Origin of the sequence: Bacillus sp. ISL-4, assembly GCF_018613275.1 — a bacterium.
In the GTDB taxonomy this organism is placed as follows: domain Bacteria; phylum Bacillota; class Bacilli; order Bacillales; family DSM-1321; genus Peribacillus; species Peribacillus simplex_E.
Genome location: NZ_JAGGQN010000004.1, coordinates 1 through 18868 on the forward strand (window position 1 = coordinate 1; position 18868 = coordinate 18868).

The window sequence follows — 18868 nt, forward strand, 5'->3', positions numbered from 1 at the left end:
TAATGTATTTTCATACAAAAAGAGCTGTCTTAAAACAGCTCCATCATAAGCTAACGCACCTGTTAATTGAAGATTGGGTAATAAATTATTAATAGTATTCCTAAAAAGATAAAACCAAAAATAATGATTAATCCACTGGTGTCTAGTAGGACACCTATTACTACCCATAAGAAATAGAAAATTTTAGTTTTTGTAATTTCATTTTTATAATTTTTATAAGACTCTTTAATTAACCACCCTAAAATGCTACAACCAGTTACAACCAATAGAATACCAATAGCCACTATTTTCATAAACGTAATGTTTTCTTACTCCTTTTAAGGAAATTTATATACCTGTTAGATTGTCACTTTTCTACTGCAACTAACCTGCCCCGATAGTTGCATAAAAAAGAGCTGTTCGTCCAAGCTCTTAACGAACACTTATACTAAATGGGAAGAATCATAATAGAAGGCCGCCAATTGGCGGCCATCTTATAGAACTAAAGCACCGTTAGTTGAGTAAAAGGTAATAATTCTTATTGAGACAAATGTTTGTAATCTAATATTTCTATCTTAAAACTATGATTACATTTCAGTTGATTAAGCTTTTCACTGTCACAGGATGGAGATATTCTTAATTTAACTTGGTCGTCTACATAATCCAATGGTTCATTACGTTTGGAAGAGACTTGAATTTTTATATCGACATCGTAAGAATGATTTTCATTGTAGCTTATGCCAACAATTTTTTGCCATTGCCAATTCAAACTACGTCCATACTCCTTTTCAATTTTCTTATCAAGAGTTGGAAACACAATGTCTCCAAAAATATCTTCTGTAGTTCCATACCATCCTTCCACTTTTGAAACGGTTTCTGCTTTAACATTTTGTAGAGGAGCAAAAGCAGATAATAAAATTCCTAATACGATTAAATATTGTTTAATCATCAATATTCACCTCATATTTCTGTTTACTCCTTATTCTTTAGATAAACTCAATAGTTATGCCTCAGTAAACTAACCTGCCCCGTTAGTTCATCAAGAAAATCAACAACACCCTTTATAAAACATCTTTTAAGCAGACTAAAATAAAAAATTATTTTGTTGAATATTTAACCCTTGATTAAATAAGAATATGCTTATACAATGATATTGAATAACCACATAAGCATATGATTATCTATTAGATAAGATAGGAGGGATAACATGCAAGCGAATGAAGCGTTGGAATTAGAAACCACGGCAAACATTCTTAAATTACTAGGTGATAAAACTCGGTTGACCATGGTTAAGATCATGGCTGAGCATGAATGCTGTGTCTGTGAATTTGTGGACCTATTCGAGATGACCCAACCTGCTATCAGCCAACATTTACGAAAGTTGAAAGATAGCGGAATTGTGAATGAAGCGAGAAGGGGACAATGGATATTTTACTCGTTAAACCCGTCTTCTTCCTATTACTCATTTATTCAGACGGTCATCAAGGACTTACCAAGTCAAAACTTTAAATTAGAAGAATTAACAGCACAAGGAAAACGGATTTGTTGTGACTAACTAGGAGGTACAACTTCAGTGGGATCGGTTATTTTGGCAGTTATCATCTTTTTATTAACACTCATTCTCGTCATCTGGCAGCCAAAGGGATTGTCAATCGGATGGTCAGCATGCGGGGGAGCGGTACTTGCCTTACTAGTTGGAGTTGTTGACTTCAATGATGTAATTACCGTTACGGGTATTGTATGGAACGCGACGTTGGCATTTATTGCTATTATCATTATTTCTTTAATTTTAGATGAAATTGGTTTCTTTGAATGGGCAGCTCTACATATGGCGAGAGCCGCCAAAGGAAATGGAGTAAGAATGTTTGTGTATGTGAGTATTCTCGGAGCCCTAGTCGCTGCGTTCTTTGCAAATGACGGAGCCGCGCTCATCTTAACTCCGATTGTATTGGCGATGGTTCGAAACTTGAAGTTGGAAGAGAGAATGATCTTCCCATTTATCATCGCGAGTGGGTTTATTGCGGACACTACATCCTTACCGCTTGTCGTAAGTAATCTAGTCAACATTGTTTCTGCGGACTTTTTTGATATCGGGTTTATTGAGTTCGCCTCTAGAATGATAGTACCAAACCTGTTTTCATTAGCAGCAAGCATCCTGGTATTATATTTGTACTTCAGAAAGAGCATTCCGAAGAATTATGATATGGCTCAATTGAAGAAGCCAGTAGAAGCCATTCGTGATGTGAAAATGTTTCGCCTGTCTGGGATTGTTTTAGTTGTTCTGTTGGTAGGTTATTTTATCAGTGAATTTTTCAACATTCCTGTATCCATCATTGCAGGTGTTATCGCAATTTTCTTCTTGTTTATGGCAAGGCGAAGTCCAGCTGTAAATACCAAGACAGTTTTAAAAGGCGCACCATGGGCTATTGTGTTCTTCTCAATTGGAATGTATGTCGTCGTGTATGGATTGAGAAACGTTGGATTGACGAACATTTTATCTGACCTTATACAAGTGACAGCAGATCAAGGATTATTTGCCGCAACGCTGGGAATGGGCTTCATCGCCGCCATACTGTCATCACTTATGAATAACATGCCAACCGTTATGATTGATGCCCTTGCCATATCTGATACCCATACAACAGGCGCAATCAGGGAGGCCCTTATTTATGCAAATGTTATCGGTTCGGACTTGGGCCCGAAAATCACTCCGATCGGTTCTTTGGCTACGTTATTGTGGCTGCATGTCCTTTCATTAAAAGGCGTAAAAATTTCATGGGGAACCTACTTTAAAACGGGTATCATCTTAACCATCCCAACATTGTTCATCACATTGGTCGGCCTATATATATGGTTGCAAATCATGCATTAAACACTTACTTTACTAACTAAGGAGAGAAACAGCATGGCAAAAAAAACACTCTATTTCTTATGTACTGGTAACTCTTGCAGAAGCCAAATGGCAGAGGCATGGGGGAAGAAATATTTAGGTAACGAATGGCAAGTGCTTAGTGCGGGTATCGAGGCTCATGGGTTAAATCCAAGAGCAGTAAAAGCAATGAATGAAGTTGGATTGGACATCTCCGAACAAACATCGGATATCATCGACCCTGACATTTTGAATAATGCCGATTTTGTCGTTACGTTATGCGGCGATGCAGCAGACAAATGTCCAATGACGCCACCGCATGTTAAACGTGAACACTGGGGCTTTGTTGACCCGGCAAAAGCGGAGGGAACAGATGAAGAAAAATGGGCTATCTTCCAACGTGTTCGTGATGAAATTGGCGAAAGAATTGCACGTTTCTCTAAAACGGGCGAATAAATAAAATCCAAAAGCCGTGAGTGGAGTGCGGCAGCAGTTGTTGTTAAGAAATCGCACGTCTGGTTATGATCCCGCAATACCAGAGCGACCTTAAACATGTTTTAGGATGTAAAACGGTTAATGCGTTTAGTAGCGACCGAAGACCATAAAGAAAGAGCTGCCAATTTTGGCAGCTCTTTTCATCATTAAATCTTAATATCGACCTTAGCATTTTTCTTAAGTTCTTCCACATGCTTCACAAGCTTTTCTTGTTTCTTTTGTTGCTCTAATTGTTCCTTGATTTGCGGCTTCATTTCTTCGAGTTTCTGTACCTTTTGCCCGCTTGTTTTAGCTTGCTCTGCAACCTGGTCGTAATACTTTTGGATTTCTTCATCAGTAGCTTCTTCCACTTTAATCTCTTTTTCAACGTACTTCGTATATGGGATGTTCTCTGCGATCTGAGCATTTAGCGTTTCCGTATTCAGACCTGCTTGCTTCATCGCTTCCTTGAATTTCTCTTCACTCTCATATGGCTTTTTGATTTCGGCAAGTTGCTTTTCAATTTCGGCCTTGGAAGCTGTGTAGCCCTTTTTATCAGCTGCTTGAAGCAGCAATTTTTGCCCCACTAAAGAGTTGAGCGTTTGCTCTTTAATTTGTTTAGCTCCCTCCTTGGTTGTTGGATCTTGTCCTAATTGCTGCATCTGCATTTGTGTGGTAGACAACACGGTATTATATTCCGCACCTGAAATTTTTTCGTCATTGACGATGGCCACCGTTTTCTTTTCATCCACCTTTTGCTTGTCTAGTTTCTTCTGCATTTCTTCCATCTGTTTTTGCTGTTCCTCAGTTGCTTTAGCCGTTTCTTTCTCAGTTGTTTTAGTCTCTTTCTCGTCATTTTTCTTATCAGCTTCATCGTTCGAACCACAAGCCGTTAGAACAACTGCCAATAATCCAATGATGATTGGGTACAATAGTTTCTTCATATTTCAGTCTCCTCTCGTATTCAATGCTAAAAAATCATCTAATGCGCATTATAAAGGAATTTCCTATTAAAACACAATATATTCATTCTTTTTTTCCAGAAAACAGGAAGATAGTATAGGCATTAGCTCATTATATAAGTGTAACATTCGCGGAAATGAACCAATTTACCCTTCGTCATGAAATAAGCCTAAAAGGAAATGCGAAGGCTGATACGTGGTGCAGACAGAAACTGTAGTCTATCGCTTACACACAAAACATCGCTTAGTAACTATTGTATATAAAACTTGTATGGTATTATATACCTTATCATCCGAATGTAGTTCATTTAGCCTATATGTTGAAAATTTTTATCATGAACGGAGTGGGCCGTGACAGTGAGAAAATAAAGAGACAGGGTTGGAAATCCAGCTATTGGAGGTATAGATTTTGAAAGGGAAATCAAGGCTGCCATTTGAATTGGCAGGGTATTTAAAGTTGGGGGATGCCGTCATCATTACGGATCAAGATCATCGCATACTTGATATTAATGCTTATTATGAAAGGACGACAGGGTATTCAAGGAACAGTATTATTGGGTTCAAAGCTGGATTCCTAAAGTCAGGGATAACACCTTTGTATACATACACATCCCTGAAAAACGAGTTAAGGAAGGGAAATCCTTGGTCAGGGGTCTTCACCAACCGAAAGAAATCGGGTGACATTTGGCATTCCTCGATTACGATTACTCCTATTCAACTAGGGGGGCAGTGGTATTTTGTAGGGATTTTCCGTGAACTGGAACAATTGAAAGAAGGGATTTACCTTTCGGAAAAGAAAAGGGCAGAGACTCAAAGGGAATTGTTAAAGGTCATCGCCATTTCATGCGAAATCCGTGATCCAGGCATTGAAGAGCATTTATTGAGAGTTCAAAACCTAACCGAGCAGCTAGTCATGGTTCATAATCGAAGATGCCAGCTGGAACTATCTAAAAGCTATATGAATCATATCGTTCATTCAAGTATTCTACATGATATCGGGAAAGCGGAGATTCCTGAGGTGATATTATACAAACCTGGCCCGTTATCTCCATATGAACGAAAAATCATCGAGATGCATCCGTTAATGGGATCCGATATTTTGAATAAGATTTCAAGGGAAATAAACCATGATGTAATCAGCAGCCTGGAAGTGGCTAAAAACATCATCCTCCATCATCATGAAAAATGGGATGGAACTGGATATCCACATCGTTTGAAAGGTGAGGACATTCCATTGGAAGCTAGAATAGTTGCCATTGTGGATGTGTTCGATGCATTGACCAGCAGAAGGCCGTATAAAGATTCCTGGCCAGTGCAGCGGGCATTATCATTCATAAACGAACAAAAAGGAAAGCATTTCGACCCATCCATCGTGGTGTCTTTCTTTTGTTATTTTAATGAAAGGGCGGGGCAGAAAAAAGGTTTCGAAACCGTTCGCAGCCCAGGGATATATTAAACAACGAACTCGTCGAATCTTATCCCGATATAATGGGGTAATGCCTTCGTGGAAAGAAAAGGTCGCATCAGCCTTCTGGATCTGGTCGTTAGCCATTGGAAACCAGGGGGGAACGGCTCCTTATCAATTGTAGGGTTAAAAAGAAAAATCTCTACTAATTTACCCTAAAAGTAGAGAAGCCTTTTTACTACACTCCTTTTTTCCTATTTCTATTAAAATAATAAACGACTGCGATTACCAGGATCAACAGTACCAAAACAATCCTTACATCGTCCGATGCCTTCAATACTTGTGTTACCGAATACGCTTCGACAAGGAGGGCAGGCAGTTTTCCAATGGATGTCGCGAGAAAGAAAATCATCATTCCCGTCTTGCTTAATGCAGCTGTAAGGTTGATTACCCCGGATGGAATAAAAGGAAGGAGCCTAAGCATCAGGATCATCCAAAATGCATGAAATCCTTGTGACTTTTGCAGCTTCATGACCCACCGGTTCTTCATGAACTTGGGTTTGAATGTTTGAAAGCCCTTTCGATATAACCAAAAGCTGACCACTGCTCCGGCAATTTCCCCCATGTAAGAAAGGATCAATCCCTTTTCAAATCCAAATACGGTGATATTGGCAGCCGTGATGAATACGCTTGGAATAAAACCAAGCACGTTAATCAATATATTGAATGCTAAACTTACAGCAATGGAAAAAGGGCCGCTGGATAGTAATGCCTCAGAAATGAAATTCATATCAATCCACGGAACTCCATTTATAACCGATGCCCCAGACCGTTTTCAAATGTTGATCTGCAGGAAAACCGGCATGACGCAATTTCTCTCTAATATTTCGAATATGGGAATCGATTGTCCGATCTTCCGTATCCGTTTTAAATCCCCATATGGTCGAAAGGAGGTGGTCTCTGGAATACACTTGATCTGGGGATTTCAAAAACAAGCACAACAGTGAGAATTCTTTTGGTGTTAATGGGATTGTTTTGGTATCATAATGTGCTTCATAAGCGGATTCATTTAATTTTAGCCCCCTAAAGATCACATGATCATCCTGATTATGCACTCGCCGCGTGACCGCTTCGATTCTGGCAAGTAAAACATCTTCATTAAAGGGTTTCGTAATATAATCGTCTGCGCCCTTTTTCAACCCTTTCACCATTTCTTGTGAAGCATCCCGGGCTGTGAGCATGATTATGGCAATATTGGAAAACGCACGGATCCTTTCGCACGTTTCCCACCCATCCATCTCAGGCATCATTACATCAAGAAGTACTATGTCCGCATGTTTGTGCCTTAAGAACTGTATGGCTTCATATCCAGATTTAATCTTCACGCATGTATATCCGTGAGGTTTAACGTATAACTCTAATAGATCAAGCATTCTCTGTTCATCATCAACCAGAACTACTGTCTTCATTTGTTATCTCCTTAAATGTGATAGTGAAGCACGTTCCTTGCTTCAAGTCGCTTTTAACCGAAATGGTTCCTCCTTGTATCTCCACTAATTGCTTGACGATGGAGAGCCCCAATCCGAATCCACCGGTATCTCTGGCGCGTGATTTCTCGACACGATATAAACGATCAAAGATATGGGGGATATCTTCAGGGGGAATGCCAACCCCTTGATCGATTATGGAGATGGAAATCCTGCCAAGGCATTCAGTGGCTTTTATGGTGGTGACTGTATATTCGTTCGAGTACTTCAGCGCATTATCCAGCAGGTTAAGAATGACTTGCTCAAACCGTGAGGGATCTATATGTATAAATAAATCATCCTTACATTCCAGATTCAATTGAATTCTTTCATTTGTAAAAGCCGGTAAAACTTTTTCGTGAATGTTTCGCAGGAATGAAGAGAGCTGGACGGTTTCTTTTGATATGGTGAATGTATTTAGATCCATTCTAGCCATATTGAATAGTTCGTCCAATAATCTGTTTAATCGTTCAGATTCATCATGGATGATCTCTAAATATCGTGATCGTTCGGAATCATCCAAATCTCTCCGTCGGGCAACGTCAGCATATCCCTTTATATAAGTTAGCGGAGTGCGCAGTTCATGAGAGATGCTTGCCAAAAATTCATTCCGTTCCTTCTTTAAATAGTTCAATTCATCAGCCAAGCTTTGAATGGATTGGGCAAGCTCCCCGAGTTCATCATGAGATCGTACTGGCACAGCCACTGAAAAATTCCCTTTGCTGAGCTTGGTTGTCGCTTCCTTCATCGCTATCAGTGGTCTGGTTAAAGCCTTTGATAGAAAATAAATGATGACAAGCATGAAGAAAAGGAGCAAAGCGGTCGCAAGAAGGAAATGCCTATTCAATTGTGCGATTAAATCCTTCACTTCTCTTGTATCTTTGAACATATAAACATAGCCTTTGTTTTCTTCATCGCTGATAAATGGCGTAACGGTGGCTATATATCTTTCATCCTTCCAACGCGATTGGATGATCAGGCCTTTTCGGGGTACCTGCGGCAGGTTTTTAGCTAAGATTTTTTTCATTCCCCCATTTACCTTTTCGGAAGATATCAGAATATCTCCTCTTGTATCCGTAATCACGACATCTGTATCGTTATGTGATTCCATCAGGCCGATATGCTGAAGGGTTGAGCCGGAATACGTAATTTCCAACACATCACGATGACTATTGCCACGGGCCTTCAGTGAATCCAATTCCTGATTGACACGGGAATGTATCACTTTATTATGCAAGTAAACCATGGAAAGGGTTTCTATCAAAAAAATGCAAACAAATATAGATTGTCCGAGCTTAAATGAGATTTTCAGGAGCATTCACCTTCTTATAGAATAAAGTCAGTTTAGCGAAAAAATATGAAGAAAGTATGCAGTTTTTTCGCATCTTCTTAAACAATAATACGGTTTTCAAACGGAACAAGCCAATAAATTGGCGAGATCATCAGTTTAATGCTGGAGGGAGCAGTTACGCGTTCATTGTATAAAAAATGCCAACCACTTTAAGATGGTTCGGAGTGCTTCCCGCTGTTATTAAAAAAATAGATGCTTATTCATTACTTGAATTTATATATACTGGTCTTATTTTAATCACCTATAACAATATGAAACTGCCAGGAAATTGGGTACTTTTTGATTTAGTTCATTCAAAATATTTTGTGTTAAGGAAACATTTTGTCGTAAGTGAATACTATGTAAAAAAGGAGCTGAACCATATGAATTGTACAAACCGTACGCAGAAAAAAATAATCGCTTATTCCGCATTATTCAAAAAAATGGGAATTCTCAATGATGAGGAATACAAAAACATCGCAAAGACTTTTCAAACAAAGGATTGAGGAAGTGTCCATTGGATCTATTCATTAACTTTCATCCTGCATTAAACAGTCTGTAAAACCCCCGCCTTTCAATTTTTCGAATGAGGAGGGGGGACTGCAGTCTGGCAGGTACTCATTTGCTCCCATTAATTACGGAGGATGATGATGGTTTCCCTTATGTCTCTTAAGGGGGAGGCGCCGATGCCGTCAATTTGTCCCGCTCTGATTCCTATGGGAATTCATCTGTTTGACGGCTTCGCTTTTAGCCATACAGCTGGACGAAATGATGTTTATTAGGCTTGAAAAACTACATATATGATGGATGTTCATGGCAAATTGGAGGGTATTGAAAATGGGCGGGCTATATATTTTGGCTATCGCTTAATTTCTGCCGTTTTTAATGGAGGTTAAAAAGTGAAAAGGAAGATTGTTGTGATCCGCTGGTGTTCTCTGCGATAATGGAATAAAGAAATCGAAAAGGAGTTACGTAGGATGGCAGAGGACTTTAAGATTCCCAGCTTGAAAGTTGATGAGATCGATAAGAAAATCATTTCGGTTTTACATGAAGATGCGCGAATTTCGTATACCGACTTAGCGAAGAAAGTGGAGCTCTCCAGGGTTGCGGTTCAGATGAGAATCAATCATCTTGTTGAAAACGGTGTGATCGAGAGGTTCACAGCGGTCATAAATCCAGCTAAGGTCGGCATCCATGTTTCGGCATTCTTTAACGTTGAGGTTGAGCCTAAATATCTGGAATCGGTCGCACAGCAATTAGAAAGTGAACCGGCTGTAACGAGTTTATATCATATGACCGGTCCGAGTAAACTCCATATGCACGGAATCTTTACTGATAACCAGGAGATGGAACGTTTTCTCAATGAGAAGCTGTATGCGGTCGTCGGTGTTGTCAGTGTTGATTGCCAAATTCTCATTAAACGTTATAAAAGCCGGATGGGCATGAAGCTTTAAATGAAAAAATCCCCCTATATAGGTGGATTTTTTATTATTATGTGAGCGGGATGATAAAGCCGCCGTACGCAAAGGCAAGTATGATTACGAAGGCGGGGTGGATCTTGAATTTACCAAGGGCCAAAAAGGCCAATCCAGCGATGACGATTGAATGGATGTAGCCGATGGAAACGATGGCATCCTCGGCCATATTCCAGGTGAGCAATAACATCATGATCGCAATCACCGGCTGTACAAGCAGGGACATGCCTTTTACGATAGGCGATTGTTTGTATTTTCGCAGGATTTTTAATAAAAATATCAAAGCCACGGCTGAAGGGATGATCGTGCCTGCCAATGCGACTAGAAATCCTGGCCAGCCATATACATCATACCCGACATATGCGGCTATTTTCGTGGCGATAGGTCCTGGGAGTGAATTTCCTAACGCAAGCATTTGTGAGAACTCGGCATTATCAAGCCAGCCATAACGGGTGACGATTTGATCATACATAAGCGGAATCGAGGCTGGACCTCCGCCATAACCAAGAATATTGGCAATGAAAAACGCTAGAAAAACAGCAACTCCTATTGGGATAATAAGACCCATTAAGCGGATTCCTCCTTCCTATTAACCTTTTTATTTTTCAATCTTTCCTTTAATTTAAAATGGAACGCCCCATATAAAAGGAAAATCATAATGACGATACCCGGATGCAGCGAAATGACCTGCAGAAGCAAAAAGGAAATCGCAAAAAAGGTGATTCCGAGCACCTTTCCTAACCCTTTTACCGCCTTTTCGCCAAACTCATAAGCCATTTGACCAAGCATGACAGCAACAACCGGCAATACAGCAGCTATCATATTACTAATCATTGCCGAATTACTTAAAACATTAATGAATGCAATCAAGAAAACCATCGCAATGCATGAAGGTAAAACGTGAGCGGCCACGCTGACGATGGCTCCAGGCCAGCCTTTTAATTTATAACCAAGATATGCTGCCATCTTAGTGGCAATAGGTCCTGGGAGTGTATTGGCAATCGCCAAAGTGTCCCCGAATTCATCATCGTCGAGCCAGTGATAACGGGAAACTGCTTCGTGGCGGATGAGCGGGATGACAGATGGCCCGCCGCCGAAACCTAAAATCCCCGTTCTCATCATCCCGATCGTCAATTCCGTATATGGATTTTTCAAGAACGATTCCTCCTTAGTATAAAATTTAGAATTCTTTTCCATGATTATGAATTAATGATAACAAAAATGCTTTCAAATTGTACATTAAATTATGATAATAATTGCGTAATGAATGTATAAAAGGTATTTTTTAATGCAATAGGTTGAAGAAAATAAAAAAAAACATCTTTTTGTCTTAAGAAATAAAAATTGGATTACGTAAGAAAAACAAACAAGTAAAAACACAAAAAGTACCCTATAGGCAGACCTTTTTAAAGTGACTGCTCTATAGGGTACTTTTTAAAATATAACTCTAATAAACTTTTTAATAGGGGTTATTCTTCCCGAATGACTAATAACACACCAATAAAAATTAATATTGTGCCTATCCAAAAAGACAAGCCGATTTGTTCACCTAGTATTAACCAACCTAAAAAAGTACCCACTATAGGTTGTAAAAAGAAAAATAATCCCCCACTTGATGCGGTTAGCATTTGCAGTCCGCGATTCCACAGTAAAAAGGCACATGCTGTGGAAATAACGCCCAAGTATAAAAGGCCGCCCCATATGGATGGATGCATGATTGCTTGAAAATCAAGCTCATCTAATCGACTAATCGTAACAGGTGTTAAAAAGACAATTGCCACAAGCACTGCATAGGTCGTTATAACAATTTGTGAATATTGCCCAGGTATTCGTTTAATTAGAACAGACATAAGTGCCCAAGTTAATGCAGCAATAAGCAGTGATACGCCCCCAAGTTGGTGAGATGAGCCAATATGGGCATTTCCGACAATGATACCGACACCGATCGTCGCTAAAATAACAGAAATTGATTTTTTAAAAGTGATCTTTTCTTTTAAAACGATACGTGCAAATATCACCATGAATGCAGGTGTCGTCGAAGTGATGATGGCTCCCATTTGTGCAGTGGATAGTAGCGTACCGACTTCCTGGGTTACGATAGATATTGTGTTTCCAACAAGTCCTATAATGAAAACCAAAAGCCAGTCTCGTTTTTCGATCCGCCAAGATTGTTTTGTTATAAAACCAATTGTCAACAATGCTAAAATCGCAATTATATATCGTAATAATACTAATTCAAGTGGTGGAACAACCTCTACCACAACTTTTACCACAACATACATCCCGCCCCAAATGCTAGCAGCGAGTGATAAATATAAAGAACCTAATATGGTGTTTTTCATTTTGTACCCTCCGTTTTAACTAAACATTCCCAGCCCTTAACGGAGATGCAATTTTCTACCGTTAAGGAAGAATAACTGCAGGTACATCATTTTCGAATAGCGGTGACCACAACATCAGCTTTCAGCTCTCTTTCAAAAATATTCTTTCAATAATTTTAGTTAATTATAAAGCTATACCGAGCTTCATTCGATTCAAAAATCAGTAAGTTATATTAAATATACAAGATTTTAGTTATTTATAAAACAACAAAAAATAGTTTTAGACACAGCGTACCATTAGAAAAACAACTTCCTTGTAAAAAACTACTTTACACATTGAAGCCAATTTATCCGGCGTTATTGCAAAAGAGGGACCTCCCGGTTGACGTAAATGTAGAAACCAAAACTAGAAACCCCACCAGTTGCTAATAGGAAAAGGTGAGGGTTTGTCAGGTGTTTTAAGCTTTAGTATACTGTCTTGATTGACGAATAATCTTTGCTTTAATTTTAATGTAAGATTGAAAAATGGATTCTAGTTGGAATGAAAAGAGGGATTTATAGGGAAGGGAAACAAATGGTACAGTAATGATGTTAGTCAAATTGTCGACAGCGGTAATGATGAAGTAATGAAGCTGGAAAGAAAAAACGTGGATTAGGATTAAAAGGCCCCCTTAAAGAGTTTAATCCTAATCCACCATTAAGTTGAATTTTTTAGTGCATGACCTTTCCAGAAGTATCACAATCGGTTATATTTTCGTTCGATTTTCCTGAACTCATCTGATAGTTCAAATAAGGTGTGTAATACTGCTGTTTGAATATATAGATTCATATAATTATCATTGCTCTTCTTTTGAAAAGATAAATCATGTTTTTCATTAATTTTCCGAGTTATACATTCATTAATTTCGCTCCACATTTCTTTTGTTCCTTCTTTAATTTTAGTCTCCATAATCTCCCACTCCTTTTTTATTAGTTTATCCAATCTATTACATTCTTATACTTATTTTTTGGCCAAGCTGGTAACTTTTTTATCTTAAAATTAATATCTACTGTTCAAGTTATTTTTCTTTGCGTAGAAAAGGAGAGAGAAGCGACTATTGAGTAAGTCCACAGAGAAATTAATAACTTCTAATGGATGACGACTTCTCCTTATTTTTCGAGTTTGTTTTCAAACAGCATTTGATACCCAAAGGGCTAATGAACTACGGGTTCGTTCTTTGCTTCATTAAGGGGGGGGGCTTTGGCAGCACACTTATGGAGTTAAAGGGAAAGGATGGCTGCATAAGATCATAAGGTGCTGGAGTGACTCATTTTTTCAATTAATGGGATTTGATGAAAGATAAGGAATAAAAACGAAATAAGCTACAGAAAATACTTCTATTAACTACAAAATAGGAGTGTATATATGGAACAAACACTTTATGAAAAAGTTGGCGGAGAAGAAGCGATAGCAAAAGTTGTGGACTATTTTTACTCCGAGTTGGTTCTTAAGGATGATACAGTTAATCATTTTTTTGAAAAGACGGATATGGAAAAACAACGCCGTCATCAGACAAAATTTATTAGTTTTGCATTAGGTGGTCCAAAACAATATTCTGGACAATCCATGGCAAAAGCACACCAAGGATTGAATCTGCAACCAGCCCATTTTGATGCCATTGTAAAACATCTAAACGATGCACTTGCTCACTTTGGAGTGAATGAAGCTGACATAGATACAGCTTTAACTAAAGTTGCTTCATTAAAAGATGATATTTTGTATAAATAACCGATATTTAGCTAAAAGGTACTTTGCTTCAGGAGCTGACTAGCTCCTTTTCTTATGGAAATAAAGGGAATTCCATAGGGGGATTATTAAATGAAATTTAGCTCAAAAGAATGACCACTCCTACTATTCATAGGAATGGTCCAAAATAAATTGTTTGAATTTTTGAGTTGCAGGTGATAAATATCTTCCCTCTACCCAAGCAATTCCAATTGTCCGTTGGCAATGCGGACTTTTGATAGGTATTTTTGTTATTTTACTTTGGTCTGTCCCCTTTAAATTCAGCAGAATTGAAATTCCCAGTCCAGCAGCGACAAGTTGTTTTTATGCAAAAGACAAAACAGAGGGCATAGTTACTGCGTTTATAGGTATCTTTTCTAATGATTTTAGTTGAAACTATTGGGTTTCTTATAGATAAGAAGCAAAGGTGATAGGATTTTCTACTCCCAAATACCTTTTAATTATCAGGTGATACTTCCAAAAAAAGGTAATGAGAATTTGGAGCAGTAACAGACGTTGCATTAAAAAAATTAATGTGGGATGCCGAAATACTTTACATAATCACAATTATCGCAAAAAAAGAGGTCGGGATCACTTATCCGACCTTTTTTTTAATTCTCTACTCTTTGTTAAGCTACCTTTTTTTCCTCTATTGTTCTGTTAGTAAATAGTTTTTCTTTAAGAGTAGGTATAATCATGCCATCTACCCCATACCTTCCTGCATTCATAGCAGAAACAAGGATAAACATAGATATTAGAATAAGTTGTGGATTGGTACTTGTCGTGCCACTAAACAGATAAGAGAAGTTCATAACTAGACCAAAAAAGACAGCCGTTTTAGTAAAACAACCCAGCAATAATCCTATCCCGACGAGGAATTCTCCCCATGGTACTAACGTATTGAATATCTCTACATTAGGAAGGGCTACATTTTCAAGGAATGCAACCCACCATCCCTGAACAGCCGGATGATCTCCAGTTGAATTTGCCAACGCACCCTGTAAGAAACCAGCAGCATCAAATTGTCCGCCTGTTAACTTCCCCCAGCCAGCCATAACCCACGTATATCCGAGATAGACACGCAACACAGCCAAAAGAATGGAGACATTTTTGTTACGCTTTAAAAAATCAATAAACATACTTTTCCTCCCTATAATTAAAAAATAATGACTAGGAGATATAATAACATAATTGAAAACGATTTTCATTATCAATTATGGAAATATTATATAAATAATCTCCTTTTAATACAATTTGAGGTAATATAGACCACACTAAAGATACATAGAAGATCGGGGCTGTCTTTAAGGCAGCTTCTTTTTTATGGAGCTAGAGGGGCAGGATAGTTGAAGAACGAATATGGTTTTATAGGAGGGAATATAATGAAAAAATTCTTTTCTGTTTTAGTGATAGTCGTAGTTATTCTAATATTTATACCAACAACGATGAAGCACAGGCTAATAGTATTACCTCAGTCCTTGATGCTGCATGGGATGACTTCGGTTTGTTCAGTTCTGAAGTTAGTGAAACGGACTCTACGATTTGGATTGGTATGGATGAAACCAAAAGTGAACTGGAACTACGAGAATATTTAGAAAAAAATTAGACAAATCAGATTTGAACCATTACAACATTAAAATTTCAAAAAAAACATACAAGAATTACAGGAAGAACATTTATTGCATCTCCAAGACCAAGATAATTAAAGATTTTCAATACTTTTATATTCCACTAAAGGGTGCGATTCTTCATTAAGAAGGATCACCATTTATATGGACAGTATTAGTCCTCTTTGTAGCTGTTTTTTTATTTAATCTTAACTAAAATTCATTTTGAAGCTTATGGAACTAAAGGGTCAGGTTAGCTCAAGAAGGACAAGATAAAGAAGAATAACTTTTGCTATACAGAAAATGAAAAATAGAATACATTTATTCGTATGGTAATTTCTTGATGAATAATTAATAGGAGGAGATTAATTGGAAATTAGCTTTCCCCATGCTAAATTAAATTCATTGCCGAACATAAACTTATCTCTGAATGAAATTACGGAAATCAACCTTTTCGATAATAGGAATTCCAGAAGAAATATACATAATGAACAATTTAAAAGTGTTAAATATTTCTGCTAATGAGCTTGAAAAAATCTCTGCTAAAATAAAAAATTTGAAAGAACTTAGAATGATGGACTTAGGACATAATCAGATTGAAATAATTCCATCAGATATAGAATACCTTGTGAATTTGGAGGATTATTTATATCTTCACAATAATAAACTCCAAACAGTCCCCCCTGAAATTAAAAGCCTTAAAAAATTAAAATATTTAAATCTAAGCGATAATAAATTGAGTGAATTACCAAGAGAAATTGGTGAATTAACCAACCTGATAGAGTTACGCTTAATGAATAACAAACTTAATAAGATACCTAAGAGCTTTAGCATGTTAAACAATATTAGAGAGCTGCATTTTAAAAATAATCAACTCACCACTCTCCCAGAAATATTTGAAAATTTGACGTTATTACGGGTTTTGGATTTGGAAGAAAATCAATTAAAACAAGTCCCGAATTCACTCAACCAATGTGAAAAGTTAAGACGATTGAATTTGAGAAATAATCAATTGACAACGTTACCCTATGGAATCGGAAAGCTAGTAAATTTATTAGAATTAGATTTAAGGGGTAATCAATTGATTGAATTGCCGGATTCTTTAATGGAAATTGAGGGATTAGAACGTTTAGATTTAAGATGGAATCCTAACTTGAAAATACCGAAATGGTTAGAAAAAGTAGAAGAAAAAGGTTGTATAGTTTATTTATAAACTAGCTTTCATTAACATATTCAACTCATTGATAATAAATTATGAGGAGTCGGATTGTGGTTGTTAAAGGATAATAAAGTTTTGACGTTGTTTCCTTAATCAACTAACGGGTGCGTTAGCTGAAGATAGGAGCTGTTTTTAAGGCAGCTCTTTTCTTATGGACCTAAAGGGGCAGATTAGTTCAAGTAAGCATAGTTTATTCGAACTGTGCAACATAATCATTTGAAAATTACTTTGGAATAATTTTTTATTTACTACGAATCCTAATTTTAGGAGGCGACAAAATGAAAAAACAAGAAAAAACAAAAAATCTTGGCCAAAAAGCCGATTCAATGAATGCTTTGGATCAGGGGTTAAACTTGTTTCCACAAATAGTTAATAACGCTACTGGTCTTGACAAGGGGAACGACGGTAAAATAAATAATAATGATTAAATTGAACGCCTTTTTCTGGGCGTTTTTCTATCTTTTCTAATGATCTTCTCCCTCCTTCACTTGTCAACTCAACAATAAGTTTTATGAACTAACGGGTGCGTTCGAATTATAAGGTTGACCAGTAAAAATTACTGGTTGACCTTTTTTTAATAGAATCTATTATATCAGTAGCCAGGGTAAAACCTACGGGTGCGTGGGGCTTGATCCCGTGAACTAAACTGTCCGCCCCCTACTTGTAGAAACATGTTTGAGGCTGGTTGGGACGTAGATCTCGTATAACAAGCGATGCTATGACACTACATGGAGGACTAAGGGGTACGTTAGCGCCATAAGAAGGCCGCCAATTGGCGGCCTTTTGTGCGTGCGATTCTTTACATTATCATACATTCCAATCAAGTAAAAAAATTCCCTAGTTCAGCTAAAGTGTGCGTCGTACTAGAATATGGTCACTGATTATCAAGCAAAAAACCACACATCATGGTGTGGTTTTTCATTTTTCTTCCTTTTATGCTTCTTTTACATCCATTCCCTTCATCATCGAACGGTCTTGGAGGCTTTCGGAACGCATGCTATATGCCACAAGCTTCTTCTTGTCCTGTTTTACGACATCCACATGGTCGCCGTACACGAACACCAATAACCGAATATCCTTTTTGCCTTTTTTCGTATCGATGACCAATGGCTTCACACCGCTCTTTGGCTGTAAAAACAAGGAATCGTTTCCAGGAAATATATGATTTTTCTTCAAAACCATCGCGTGGTTAACATCCTGAATCACTTGGTTCTTCTCTTCCCCTTCCAATCGTTTTCCGTCCATCGTGATCACGGTATTCCCGTCACTAAGTGTTGGATGCATCTTAAATTTATTCAAAAGCCAATTGACGACATCGGTTGGAAGGCAGGTAACAACTAGTTTAAATATCGTTAAAATAATGGTCAAAATCAAAACGGGTCCTGTCATTTTTTCATCATCTCCGTATGTTATAAATGCTCTATAATAAACAACTGCCTCTATATTACCAAAAGAATGGACATTTTTTCTTCGAAAATATGTCCATTCTCGTAACGTTTTCCTTTTGGGGCGTGCGGTATAAACTAACGGACAGGGGGTGCTTCCGCAGCTCTTTTTCTTATGGCACTAACGGGGCAGCTTGTAAAAGTGGTGGTGAAAAATGCATATAAAGTAACGAGATCCACCTAAAATAAGAGAGGGAAATTGAATTGAACATAGATATAGGGTTTCTCTTCCTTGTTCTTTTATCTCTGACTAAAGAGCAAGATAAAGAGCAGAGTGAAGTAGTAAGTGGAGAAGGAATCTTCGGTAATTTTGTTTATCTTTTGATAACTTCACTACCATTTAGGGTAAGAAAGGCGATATATATTATAGTGGGCCTTCTTATGGTCCTTTTGTTTTCTATTGGTTCATGGGAAGTATCAAAGGTTTAGTTATGCAGCTTACAGGTACTTTACTTCAATAAGGGAGGTTGGCTGCGGCAACCTTTTTCGTG

22 protein-coding genes and 1 pseudogene are annotated in these 18868 nt (G+C 37.8%); 11 read left to right on the plus strand and 12 right to left on the minus strand.

Features of this window, described 5'->3' with window-relative positions:
- Positions 1 to 517 precede the first annotated feature (517 nt).
- Positions 518 to 928 (minus strand): DUF3888 domain-containing protein, encoded by a 411-nt coding sequence (locus J7J00_RS02760; RefSeq protein WP_214787286.1) that lies wholly within the window; start codon positions 926 to 928, stop codon positions 518 to 520.
- A 258-nt stretch (positions 929 to 1186) separates the two neighbouring features.
- Here J7J00_RS02760 and J7J00_RS02765 point away from each other — a divergent pair, with 258 nt between their 5' ends.
- The 3 genes from J7J00_RS02765 to arsC are packed head-to-tail and all read left to right on the plus strand — an operon-like array spanning position 1187 to position 3304.
- Positions 1187 to 1534 carry an ArsR/SmtB family transcription factor gene (locus J7J00_RS02765; RefSeq protein WP_214787287.1) on the plus strand — a complete coding sequence of 116 codons (348 nt, stop codon included), beginning with the start codon at positions 1187 to 1189 and terminating at the stop codon, positions 1532 to 1534.
- A gap of 18 nt (positions 1535 to 1552) precedes the next feature.
- Positions 1553 to 2851: an arsenic transporter gene (locus J7J00_RS02770; RefSeq protein WP_214787289.1), complete on the plus strand. Its 1299-nt coding sequence runs from the start codon at positions 1553 to 1555 to the stop codon at positions 2849 to 2851.
- A 33-nt stretch (positions 2852 to 2884) separates the two neighbouring features.
- Positions 2885 to 3304, plus strand: a complete 420-nt coding sequence (arsC, locus tag J7J00_RS02775) for an arsenate reductase (thioredoxin) (RefSeq protein WP_214787292.1) — start codon at positions 2885 to 2887, stop codon at positions 3302 to 3304.
- 185 nt (positions 3305 to 3489) lie between these two features.
- On the opposite strand, the gene J7J00_RS02780 is transcribed toward arsC, so the two are convergent.
- A complete protein-coding gene (locus J7J00_RS02780) occupies positions 3490 to 4266 on the minus strand; it encodes a SurA N-terminal domain-containing protein (RefSeq protein ID WP_214787294.1) in 777 nt (258 codons plus the stop codon).
- 427 nt (positions 4267 to 4693) lie between these two features.
- Between J7J00_RS02780 and J7J00_RS02785 the strand changes: the two genes are divergently transcribed.
- Positions 4694 to 5740 carry an HD domain-containing phosphohydrolase gene (locus J7J00_RS02785; protein WP_214787296.1) on the plus strand — a complete coding sequence of 349 codons (1047 nt, stop codon included), beginning with the start codon at positions 4694 to 4696 and terminating at the stop codon, positions 5738 to 5740.
- Between the two features lie 187 nt (positions 5741 to 5927).
- Here J7J00_RS02785 and J7J00_RS02790 read toward each other — a convergent pair whose 3' ends face one another.
- The 3 genes from J7J00_RS02790 to J7J00_RS02800 are packed head-to-tail and all read right to left on the minus strand — an operon-like array spanning position 5928 to position 8440.
- Positions 5928 to 6479, minus strand: coding sequence for a TVP38/TMEM64 family protein (locus tag J7J00_RS02790; protein WP_214787298.1), 552 nt, complete (start codon positions 6477 to 6479; stop codon positions 5928 to 5930).
- Between the two features lies 1 nt (position 6480).
- Positions 6481 to 7158: a response regulator transcription factor gene (locus tag J7J00_RS02795; protein ID WP_214787300.1), complete on the minus strand. Its 678-nt coding sequence runs from the start codon at positions 7156 to 7158 to the stop codon at positions 6481 to 6483.
- Entirely contained in the window at positions 7136 to 8440 is a 1305-nt protein-coding gene (locus tag J7J00_RS02800; RefSeq protein WP_309487127.1) for a HAMP domain-containing sensor histidine kinase, read from the minus strand. The genes J7J00_RS02795 and J7J00_RS02800 overlap by 23 nt, the downstream gene beginning before the upstream one ends.
- A 263-nt stretch (positions 8441 to 8703) precedes the next feature.
- Here J7J00_RS02800 and J7J00_RS02805 point away from each other — a divergent pair, with 263 nt between their 5' ends.
- Both J7J00_RS02805 and chrS read left to right on the plus strand, forming a co-directional pair.
- A complete protein-coding gene (locus J7J00_RS02805) occupies positions 8704 to 9051 on the plus strand; it encodes a hypothetical protein (protein ID WP_214787304.1) in 348 nt (115 codons plus the stop codon).
- 471 nt (positions 9052 to 9522) lie between these two features.
- Positions 9523 to 9999, plus strand: a complete 477-nt coding sequence (gene chrS, locus J7J00_RS02810) for a chromate efflux transcriptional regulator ChrS (RefSeq protein WP_034315019.1) — start codon at positions 9523 to 9525, stop codon at positions 9997 to 9999.
- A 37-nt stretch (positions 10000 to 10036) separates the two neighbouring features.
- Here chrS and chrA read toward each other — a convergent pair whose 3' ends face one another.
- From chrA to J7J00_RS02830, 4 genes are all read right to left on the minus strand, one after another.
- Positions 10037 to 10588: a chromate efflux transporter ChrA gene (gene chrA, locus J7J00_RS02815; RefSeq protein ID WP_214787306.1), complete on the minus strand. Its 552-nt coding sequence runs from the start codon at positions 10586 to 10588 to the stop codon at positions 10037 to 10039.
- Entirely contained in the window at positions 10588 to 11175 is a 588-nt protein-coding gene (gene chrB, locus J7J00_RS02820) for a chromate efflux transporter ChrB (RefSeq protein ID WP_214787308.1), read from the minus strand. The genes chrA and chrB overlap by 1 nt, the downstream gene beginning before the upstream one ends.
- 314 nt (positions 11176 to 11489) lie before the next feature.
- On the minus strand, positions 11490 to 12362 hold the full coding sequence (locus J7J00_RS02825; RefSeq protein ID WP_214787310.1) for a DMT family transporter: 873 nt from the start codon (positions 12360 to 12362) through the stop codon (positions 11490 to 11492).
- Positions 12363 to 13077: 715 nt separating this feature from the next.
- Entirely contained in the window at positions 13078 to 13290 is a 213-nt protein-coding gene (locus J7J00_RS02830) for a hypothetical protein (protein WP_061461893.1), read from the minus strand.
- 456 nt (positions 13291 to 13746) lie between these two features.
- Between J7J00_RS02830 and J7J00_RS02835 the strand changes: the two genes are divergently transcribed.
- Positions 13747 to 14109, plus strand: a complete 363-nt coding sequence (locus J7J00_RS02835; protein ID WP_214787312.1) for a group I truncated hemoglobin — start codon at positions 13747 to 13749, stop codon at positions 14107 to 14109.
- Between the two features lie 123 nt (positions 14110 to 14232).
- Here J7J00_RS02835 and J7J00_RS02840 read toward each other — a convergent pair.
- Together J7J00_RS02840 and J7J00_RS02845 are read right to left on the minus strand one after the other, a co-directional pair.
- Positions 14233 to 14421, minus strand: a pseudogene (locus J7J00_RS02840) (LysR substrate-binding domain-containing protein); the annotation flags it as partial.
- Positions 14422 to 14735: 314 nt separating this feature from the next.
- Positions 14736 to 15245 carry a DoxX family protein gene (locus J7J00_RS02845; RefSeq protein WP_214787314.1) on the minus strand — a complete coding sequence of 170 codons (510 nt, stop codon included), beginning with the start codon at positions 15243 to 15245 and terminating at the stop codon, positions 14736 to 14738.
- A gap of 251 nt (positions 15246 to 15496) precedes the next feature.
- On the opposite strand from J7J00_RS02845, the gene J7J00_RS29025 reads away from it, so the two are divergent.
- From J7J00_RS29025 to J7J00_RS02855, 3 genes are all read left to right on the plus strand, one after another.
- Positions 15497 to 15712: a YolC/YozM family protein gene (locus J7J00_RS29025; RefSeq protein WP_483861516.1), complete on the plus strand. Its 216-nt coding sequence runs from the start codon at positions 15497 to 15499 to the stop codon at positions 15710 to 15712.
- A 488-nt stretch (positions 15713 to 16200) separates the two neighbouring features.
- Entirely contained in the window at positions 16201 to 16926 is a 726-nt protein-coding gene (locus tag J7J00_RS02850; protein ID WP_214787316.1) for a leucine-rich repeat domain-containing protein, read from the plus strand.
- Positions 16927 to 17210: 284 nt separating this feature from the next.
- Positions 17211 to 17360 (plus strand): hypothetical protein, encoded by a 150-nt coding sequence (locus J7J00_RS02855; RefSeq protein ID WP_214787318.1) that lies wholly within the window; start codon positions 17211 to 17213, stop codon positions 17358 to 17360.
- Between the two features lie 505 nt (positions 17361 to 17865).
- Here J7J00_RS02855 and J7J00_RS02860 read toward each other — a convergent pair.
- A complete protein-coding gene (locus tag J7J00_RS02860; RefSeq protein ID WP_148357266.1) occupies positions 17866 to 18321 on the minus strand; it encodes a YfmQ family protein in 456 nt (151 codons plus the stop codon).
- Between the two features lie 260 nt (positions 18322 to 18581).
- On the opposite strand from J7J00_RS02860, the gene J7J00_RS02865 reads away from it, so the two are divergent.
- On the plus strand, positions 18582 to 18806 hold the full coding sequence (locus tag J7J00_RS02865; protein WP_214787321.1) for a hypothetical protein: 225 nt from the start codon (positions 18582 to 18584) through the stop codon (positions 18804 to 18806).
- Positions 18807 to 18868 lie beyond the last annotated feature (62 nt).

What these genes read in the sequence shown, in the direction of transcription:
- J7J00_RS02835 (WP_214787312.1), top strand. Translation starts at nt 13,747, where the DNA reads ATGGAACAAACACTTTATGAAAAAGTTGGCGGAGAAGAAGCGATAGCA.
- chrA (WP_214787306.1), bottom strand. Translation starts at nt 10,588, where the DNA reads ATGGGTCTTATTATCCCAATAGGAGTTGCTGTTTTTCTAGCGTTTTTC.
- J7J00_RS02850 (WP_214787316.1), top strand. Translation starts at nt 16,201, where the DNA reads ATGAACAATTTAAAAGTGTTAAATATTTCTGCTAATGAGCTTGAAAAA.
- J7J00_RS02805 (WP_214787304.1), top strand. Translation starts at nt 8,704, where the DNA reads ATGCCAACCACTTTAAGATGGTTCGGAGTGCTTCCCGCTGTTATTAAA.
- J7J00_RS02830 (WP_061461893.1), bottom strand. Translation starts at nt 13,290, where the DNA reads ATGGAGACTAAAATTAAAGAAGGAACAAAAGAAATGTGGAGCGAAATT.
- J7J00_RS02855 (WP_214787318.1), top strand. Translation starts at nt 17,211, where the DNA reads ATGAAAAAACAAGAAAAAACAAAAAATCTTGGCCAAAAAGCCGATTCA.
- arsC (WP_214787292.1), top strand. Translation starts at nt 2,885, where the DNA reads ATGGCAAAAAAAACACTCTATTTCTTATGTACTGGTAACTCTTGCAGA.
- J7J00_RS02765 (WP_214787287.1), top strand. Translation starts at nt 1,187, where the DNA reads ATGCAAGCGAATGAAGCGTTGGAATTAGAAACCACGGCAAACATTCTT.
- J7J00_RS02860 (WP_148357266.1), bottom strand. Translation starts at nt 18,321, where the DNA reads ATGACAGGACCCGTTTTGATTTTGACCATTATTTTAACGATATTTAAA.
- J7J00_RS02825 (WP_214787310.1), bottom strand. Translation starts at nt 12,362, where the DNA reads ATGAAAAACACCATATTAGGTTCTTTATATTTATCACTCGCTGCTAGC.
- J7J00_RS02795 (WP_214787300.1), bottom strand. Translation starts at nt 7,158, where the DNA reads ATGAAGACAGTAGTTCTGGTTGATGATGAACAGAGAATGCTTGATCTA.
- J7J00_RS02845 (WP_214787314.1), bottom strand. Translation starts at nt 15,245, where the DNA reads ATGTTTATTGATTTTTTAAAGCGTAACAAAAATGTCTCCATTCTTTTG.
- J7J00_RS02760 (WP_214787286.1), bottom strand. Translation starts at nt 928, where the DNA reads ATGATTAAACAATATTTAATCGTATTAGGAATTTTATTATCTGCTTTT.
- J7J00_RS02780 (WP_214787294.1), bottom strand. Translation starts at nt 4,266, where the DNA reads ATGAAGAAACTATTGTACCCAATCATCATTGGATTATTGGCAGTTGTT.
- chrS (WP_034315019.1), top strand. Translation starts at nt 9,523, where the DNA reads ATGGCAGAGGACTTTAAGATTCCCAGCTTGAAAGTTGATGAGATCGAT.
- J7J00_RS02790 (WP_214787298.1), bottom strand. Translation starts at nt 6,479, where the DNA reads ATGAATTTCATTTCTGAGGCATTACTATCCAGCGGCCCTTTTTCCATT.